We start from the raw sequence: 223 nt of genomic DNA on the forward strand, positions 1-223 counted from the left end.
CGCGAGCCGGCCGCCGAACCGCTCGCCGGTCGACTCGGCCATGCCGCGCAGGAACGGTTCCGGCTCGGCCATCGTGCCGCCGAGCGCGGCGAGGTAGGCGCGGTGCTCGCGCAGCGAGTCGACCGCGCGGTCGAGGGTGTCGGTGATGTCGGCCGCGTGGGTGGCCTCCGGCGAGGCGGCGACGGCCACCCAGCGCACGCCGTCCCACGGCGCCAGCCCCGCG

At 78.9% G+C, this 223-nt stretch carries 1 pseudogene; it reads right to left on the reverse strand.

Going from position 1 to position 223, the window contains the following annotated elements:
- A pseudogene (locus F0L68_RS41275) lies at positions 1-223 on the reverse strand (PIG-L family deacetylase); the annotation flags it as partial.

This window comes from Solihabitans fulvus (genome assembly GCF_008386585.1).
Taxonomy (GTDB): Bacteria; Actinomycetota; Actinomycetes; order Mycobacteriales; family Pseudonocardiaceae; genus Solihabitans; species Solihabitans fulvus.